Here is a 7,468-nt window from a genome sequence, read left to right on the forward strand (position 1 = left end):
AGACAATGAGCAAACTCGTCGAGGGCATTAAGGACCGCATGGTCGCTGCCGCACGCGAGGCCGCGCCCGCCGTGGTGGACGCCGCGCAGAAGGCCGCGACCGCGGCTGCCGAGAAAGTTGCCGAGGCAGTTGCCGATGCCAAGAACGCGGCAGGGGAGACGTCCGTCGCTAGCGAGCCCGCCACCGCCGCTGAGCCCGTAGCCGCCACCGCCGCCCACGCCCCCGAAGGCGCGATCTTCAACCCCGAGAACGCTCGTGGCAACCTGCACCTGGGCATCGACGTGGGCTCCACCACCGTTAAGCTCGCTGTGCTCAACGACGACAACCAGATCGTCTACGCCAAGTACCAGCGCCACCACACCGACGTCCGCGCCTGCGCCCGCGACTTGTTCGAGGGCGCTGCGACCGTGCTGCCGGCTGCCCAAATGACCTGCGCCATCACCGGTTCGGGCGGCCTGCTGCTGTCCCAGTGGCTCGACCTGGAGTTTGTCCAGGAGGTCATCGCCAGCAAGCGTGCCGTCGAGACCATCATCCCGGCCACCGACGTCGCCATCGAGCTAGGCGGCGAAGACGCCAAGATCATCTACTTCGACAACGGTATCGAGCAGCGCATGAACGGCACCTGCGCCGGCGGTACGGGCGCGTTCATCGACCAGATGGCCACCCTGCTCCACACCGATGCCAGCGGCCTCAACGAGCTCGCGGCCAACGCCACCACCATCTATCCCATCGCCAGCCGCTGCGGCGTCTTTGCCAAGACCGACGTCCAGCCGCTGCTCAACGAGGGCGCCCGCCCCGAGGACGTGGCCGCTTCCATCTTCCAGGCCGTTGTGACCCAGACCATCTCGGGCCTGGCGTGCGGTCGCCCCATCCGTGGCAACGTTGCCTTCCTGGGCGGCCCGCTGCAGTACCTCTCCGAGCTGCGCCATCGCTTCTACCTCACGCTCAACCTGGACGAGGAGCACCGTATCGTGCCCCAAAACGCCCACCTGTTTGTGGCGAGCGGCGCCGCCATGGCGCACGAGTCCAATAAGCTCAGCACGTTCCCGCAGCTTATCGAGGCCATTGACAGCTTGGGCGACACGCAGGGTGCCGAGGTCGAGCGTCTGGATCCGCTCTTTGCCACCGACGAGGACTTTGCCGAGTTCAAGGGTCGCCACGACCAAGAAGTCGTCCCCAAGGGCAAGCTCGACGGCTACACCGGCCGCGTGTTCATTGGCATCGACGCCGGTTCCACCACCATGAAGGCCGCGCTCGTGGGCGAGGACGGCCAGCTGTTGCATACCTGGTACGGCAACAACAACGGTGACATCCTGGGCACGGCCAAGGTCATCATGGCCGATTTCTACAACCACATTCCCGCGGGCTGCACCATCGGCCACGTGACCACCACGGGCTACGGTGAGGCGCTACTCATCGAGGCCCTCAAGGCCGATTCCGGCGAGATCGAGACCGTCGCGCACCTGCGCGGCGCCAAGGCGTTCCTGCCCGGCGTCGAGTTTATCCTGGACATCGGCGGCCAGGACATGAAGTGCCTGCGCGTCAAGGACGGCGTTATCGAGCACATCATGCTCAACGAGGCCTGCTCGTCGGGTTGCGGCAGCTTTATCGAGAGCTTCGCCGTCTCTATGAACATGGACGTGCGCGCGTTCGCCGATGCCGCCATCCATGCCAAGGCCCCCGTCGACCTGGGCAGCCGCTGCACGGTTTTTATGAACTCGCGCGTCAAGCAGGCGCAAAAGGAAGGCGCCACGGTGGGCGACATCGCGGCCGGCCTGTCCTATTCCGTCATTAAGAATGCCCTGTTCAAGGTCATTAAGCTGCGCGACCCCAAGGAGATCGGCAGCCAGGTGATCGTCCAGGGCGGCACCTTTATGTCCGATGCCACGCTGCGCGCGTTTGAGCAGCTCACCGGCGTGCATGCCGTGCGCCCTGACATCGCCGGCTGCATGGGCGCCTACGGTGCGGCCCTGCTCGCCCGCGATCGCGCCGGCGCCGACGGCACCTCGACCATCCTTTCGGCTGAGGATATCGCACACCTCACCGTGACGCAAAAGCATGTCCGCTGCGGCCGTTGCTCTAACAACTGCCAGCTTACTGTGAACGACTTTGGCGGCGGTAGGCGCTTCATTACCGGCAACCGTTGCGAGAAGGGCGCCGGCCACAAAAAGCAGAAGACCGAGGCCCCCAACCTCTTCAAAAAGAAAAACGAGCTGCTCTTTAACCGCGAGGTGCTGAGCCCCGACGAGGCCCCGCGCGGCACCGTCGGCATCCCGCGCGCGCTCAACATGTACGAGAACTACCCCTTCTGGCATGCGTTCTTTACGCGCTTGGGCTTTAGCGTGCAGCTGTCCGACCAGTCGAGCAAAAAGACCTACCAGGCGGGCATCGAGTCCATGCCGTCCGAGAGCGTGTGCTATCCGGCCAAGATGAGCCACGGCCACGTGATGAACCTTATCGACCGCGACGTCGACTTTATCTGGATGCCGTGCGTGCGTTGGGAGCGCAAGGAGGACCCGACCGCCGGCAACTGTTACAACTGCCCCATCGTCATGAGCTACCCCACGGCGTTGGCACTCAACATCGACGAGATCCGCGAGCAGAACATCGAGTTCCTGTACCCGTTTGTGCCCTATCATGACAAGACCGAGCTCAAGCGCCGCCTGTACCAGGTGCTCGCCGTCGACCGCGTGGCCGATGCTGAGGCCGGTCGCGGTCGCGTGCGTGGACCCAAGATCACGCGCTCCGAGGTCGATGCCGCCGTCAACGCTGCCTTTGAGGCCGACGCGCGCTTCCACGAGGACATCCAGACCATGGGCGAGGAGGCCCTTAAGTGGGTCGAGGACCACGGCGGTCACGGCATCGTGCTCGCCGGTCGTCCCTACCATAACGACCCCGAGATCAACCACGCCCTGCCCGAGCTTATCTCGAGCTTTGGCTTTGCGGTCTTTACCGAGGATTCGCTCGCGCATCTGGTAAAGCCCGAGCGTCCGATTCGCGTCGTCGACCAGTGGATGTACCACAGCCGCCTGTACGCCGTCGCTCGTTTTGTGACGATGCGCAACGACCTGGACCTGATCCAGCTCAACTCCTTCGGCTGCGGCTTGGACGCCCTGACCACCGACCAGGTGCAGGAGATCCTGGAAGCCAGCGGCAAGATTTACACCGTGCTCAAGATCGACGAGGTGTCCAACCTGGGTGCCGCGCGCATCCGCATCCGCTCGCTCATGGCCGCGCTTAAGGACCAGGAGGCCGAGCGCTTGGCCGAGGCCACGGCCGCGGGCGAGGCTTACGAGCAGGGCGATGCCGCGCCGGTGGCGCCCTCCACGGATGCCCCCGCGTTCGCGAGCCGCAAGTACACGTTTGAGGCTCAGCGCGAGAGTGCTTCGACCGCATGGCCGAAGGTGCCCTTTACCGAGCAGATGCGCGACGAGGGCTACACCATCCTGTGCCCGCAGATGGCGCCGATCCACTTTGACCTGGTCAAAGAGGTGTTCCGCGGTGCCGGCTACAACTTGGAGCTGCTGCCCTCGACCGATCACGACGCCGTCGAGGCCGGCCTGCGCTATGTGAACAATGACATCTGCTATCCGTCGATCCTGGTGACGGGCCAGATCATGGAGGCCATCGAGAGCGGTCGGTACGACCTGTCCAAGACGGCCGTGGTCATCAGTCAGACCGGCGGCGGCTGCCGTGCTACCAACTACATCGCGCTCATTCGCAAAGCCCTGCGCGAGAGCGGTCACCCTGAGATTCCGGTGATCTCGCTTTCGGCTGTGGCGCTCGGCGAGGACAACCCCGGCTTTAAGATTACGCCGGCGCTGCTTAAGCAGGCAGTCTACGCGGTGCTCTTTGGCGACGTGATGATGCAGATGCTCTACCGCTGCCGCCCGTACGAGGCCACGCCCGGTGCCGCCAACGCGCTCTACGAGGAGTACATGGCGCGCGCCCGCAAGTTGGCGCCCAAGTTCAACCGCCACAACTACACCAAGCTGTGCCGCGAGGCCATCCGAGCGTTCGACACCATGCCGCTCGTGGGCGAGGGTACTAAGCCGCGCGTGGGCGTGGTCGGCGAGATCTTGGTCAAGTTCCATCCCACGGCCAACAACCACGTGGTCGATGTCATCGAGCGCGAGGGCTGCGAGGCCGTGGTGCCGGGCCTGCTCGACTTCTTCCTGTACTCCATGAGCAACGCGGAGCTGCAGAAGGACGAGCTGGGTAGCTCTGCCACTACGCGCGCGGGCATGCAAGCGCTCATCAAGCTTGTGGACTGGATGCGCACGCCGGTGGAGGAGATGCTCGAGAAGTCCCGCCGCTTCGAGGCGCCCGAGCGCATCGGCACCATGGCCGAAAAGGCCCGTACGGTACTTTCGGTGTGCAACAACATGGGCGAGGGCTGGTTGCTCACGGCCGAGATGCTCGACCTGATCGACCATGGTGCGCCCAACATCATCTGCACGCAGCCCTTTGCGTGCCTGCCCAACCACGTGGTGGGCAAGGCCGTGATCAAGGAGCTGCGCCGCCAGCATCCCGAGAGCAACATTGTCGCGGTGGACTACGACCCCGGTGCGTCCGAGGTCAACCAGCTCAACCGCATTAAGCTCATGATCAGCGTGGCCAAGGAAAACATGCGCGCCGGCAAGGGCTTTAAGCTCGAGAAGGTGGCGCCGCTCGCGATGGACGAGGTCACCGGTCAGATGCGTGCCCATGACGACTGCGTGAGCTGCGGGCCGGCCAGCGAGGAGGCCGTCACATCGGTCGCCAAGCGTCTGGGACGCGGCATTAAGAAGTAACTGGCCTGCTATGGGCTAGATATGAGACAAACGGGCGGTAGCGTATCGACTACCACCCGTTTTTGCTGGACATATGTTGCGTAAATGCCCCAACTATCACCCTTTGCGAACTTAGATTTCGGAAGTATGCGGCAAAATCTGAATAGGCCGAGCACACCTGATATGTCCAAGCTCTGTACCTGCGGTTTTATTGGCGAAAAACCAGGATGTGCTCAAGAGTTCCGGAATTTGCCGCATACTTCCAAAAACGACGTCTCGGTGGCACCAAAAACTGTCCTCGGAACCCTTAGATAATGAACATATGTAGCCGTTTGCCGCGAAATACCGCCCGTTTATAGAACCCACCCCCAGCGCGCGTCATCCTTACGGTTGAATAAATACACATCTATGGAATTACGTAAGAGAGGACCGTTCCATGAGCTACAAGACCGTTTGTGTTGCCGGCGGCGGCGTGTTGGGAAGCCAGATTGCCTTTCAGGCTGCCTACTGCGGCTTTGATGTAACGATTTGGCTGCGCAGCGAGGGCAGCATCGGCCGCACCCAGCCCAAGATCGATCGCGTGCGCAAGGAGTACATCGCGGCAATCGAGGGCATGGCGGACGGTACGGGCGAGTGGTGCGCCGGTATCGCCGATGGCACCCAGCCCTTCGACAAGGAGGCGGCGCTCGCCGCCGTCGAGCGTGCCTACTCCACACTCAAGCTGGAGCTCGATCTTGCCAAGGCCGTGGCCGACGCCGACCTGGTCATCGAGTCTATGGCCGAGGACACCCAGGCAAAGATCGACTTCTACAAGAAGCTCGCCCCGGTTCTGCCGCAAAAGACCGTCATCGTGACCAACTCATCCACGCTGCTGCCGAGCACCTTTGCCAAGTACACCGGCCGTCCCGAGAAGTACCTGTCGCTGCACTTTGCCAACTCTATCTGGAAGAACAACATGACCGAGGTCATGGCACAGGACCAAACCGACAAGCGCTACTTCGACGAGCTCGTCGACTTCGCCAACGACATCCGCATGCTTGCCCTGCCCGTCAACAAGGAAAAGAACGGCTACCTGCTCAACTCCATGCTGGTACCGTGGTTGCTTTCGGGTCTTGACCTGTACGTCTCGGGCGTGAGCGACCCCAAGAGCATTGACCTCGCATGGACGCGTGGCACCGGCGCTCCCAAGGGCCCGTTCCGCGTATTCGACACGGTGGGTATCCAGACGGCCTACAACATCGTCATGCAGTATCAGAAGGTGCCGGGCTTGGTGAGCCCGCTGCTCAAGAAGATGATGATGCCCTACAACTTTAAGGCTATGGCGTCCGTCCTCAAGAAGATGCTCGACGAAGGTAAGCTGGGCGAAAGCTCGGGCGAGGGCTTCTTTACGTACTAAAAATGATCTCTTGGGGGCGGAAGCGTTGGGGATCTACGGTAGTATGCGACAAGATCTGAATAGGTCGAGCAAGAGCCGTAGCGCGCGTTGACGTTTGGCCAATAGAACGCAAAAATGCACCGTTCGCCGATACTCCTCTCGCGAGTGGTTGCCATATGGTTTGATGTTGTAAACATATGATTGCCGGCAGGCCGTAGGTGACGTTCGTCATGATACCGGAGGTACCAAGTATGTTTTGCACTCCGTTAAACAAGTATCGGGCTGGTTGACATGAACCGCCGTACTATCTCGATAGCCCTCGCAGTGGTCTGCCTGGCTGTGCTCCTGGGCGCTGCAGGGCAGTTTGCTATAAATCGAGAAACATCCTATATGCAGGAATGCGTTTCCGAAGGCTTTGCCATTGATGGTTACTATCGGGATGACGAAACAAGTCGGGAAACCCTGGCTTTTCTTGAGGAGGACAACTGTCGATGGCAGCTGGTCGACCAAGACGGAATCTGCACAGACGGGCAGTTTAAGCGTACGGATGACCCCAACATCCTGATATTAAAGAAGGAAAACGGCGAAGAATTCGGTGCGGTCCACGTGGCGTATATTTCGCGCCGACGCGATCAGGGCTTGCTCTACCTATTTAGAGATACCAGGGTGACCCGTTTTTATCTGGTGAGTACCGGTCCGGCGTTTACAGTGGAGTCTGGCGATGTCGATGCGGACAGATGATTCACGGCAATAAATCAGCGAGCGGAGCGCGGCCATGGACCGCGCCCCGCTATTTGCTCGTGGCCCGCGTCACGTCTGCGCCATGTCGTGACTCGCGGCTGCGCGCATCCATCCCACGTCGCGTATTACTGCACATCAAACTCCACGCGATCGAGCTCGGGCACATTGAGGTCGATGAGCTTGCGGGCTACACGGCGGTCGTGTGCCCCAAGCGTCTCGCTTGTCGTCACGTGGGCGACAACCTCGCGCTCGACAAGGCCCTCCTCCTCGCCTTCGGTGGCCGAGGTCTCGACGGCAACGGTGTAATCCTTAAAGCCCGGCAGCACCGCGGCAAGCTCGCGCGTGGTTTCGGTGACGCCGTAGCCGTCCTGCACGCCGGCCTGTGCCGAGCCAATGGACCCCGCGGTCATGACGATGCAGGGGATGGCAAAGATCACCGTACCCACGATGATGCGGCGGCGCACCTTGTGTGACAGCTCATCGACCTCGGCATTTTCCTCGGCGGTCACAATGCCGTCGCCGTTGAGGTCGCGCTGGTGACGCATAATTTCTTTCGCAAATTGACAACCGCATAGCGGAA

The 7,468-nt window shown here is 61.7% G+C and carries 3 protein-coding genes and 1 pseudogene; 3 read left to right on the forward strand and 1 reads right to left on the reverse strand.

Going from position 1 to position 7,468, the window contains the following annotated elements; translation table 11 throughout:
* Positions 1-5: 5 nt before the first annotated feature.
* From DW024_RS04990 to DW024_RS05000, 3 genes are all read left to right on the forward strand, one after another.
* Positions 6-4,793 (forward strand): 2-hydroxyacyl-CoA dehydratase, encoded by a 4,788-nt coding sequence (locus tag DW024_RS04990; protein ID WP_118377110.1) that lies wholly within the window; start codon positions 6-8, stop codon positions 4,791-4,793.
* 415 nt (positions 4,794-5,208) lie between these two features.
* Positions 5,209-6,168, forward strand: coding sequence for a 3-hydroxyacyl-CoA dehydrogenase (locus DW024_RS04995; protein ID WP_117756876.1), 960 nt, complete (start codon positions 5,209-5,211; stop codon positions 6,166-6,168).
* Positions 6,169-6,438: 270 nt separating this feature from the next.
* Positions 6,439-6,888, forward strand: a complete 450-nt coding sequence (locus DW024_RS05000) for a hypothetical protein (protein ID WP_117637650.1) — start codon at positions 6,439-6,441, stop codon at positions 6,886-6,888.
* A 125-nt stretch (positions 6,889-7,013) separates the two neighbouring features.
* Here the strand turns inward: DW024_RS05000 and DW024_RS05005 are convergent.
* Positions 7,014-7,468, reverse strand: a pseudogene (locus tag DW024_RS05005) (DUF389 domain-containing protein); the annotation flags it as partial.

The sequence above is a fragment of the Collinsella sp. AF37-9 genome, from assembly GCF_003475115.1.
Lineage (GTDB): Bacteria > Actinomycetota > Coriobacteriia > Coriobacteriales > Coriobacteriaceae > Collinsella.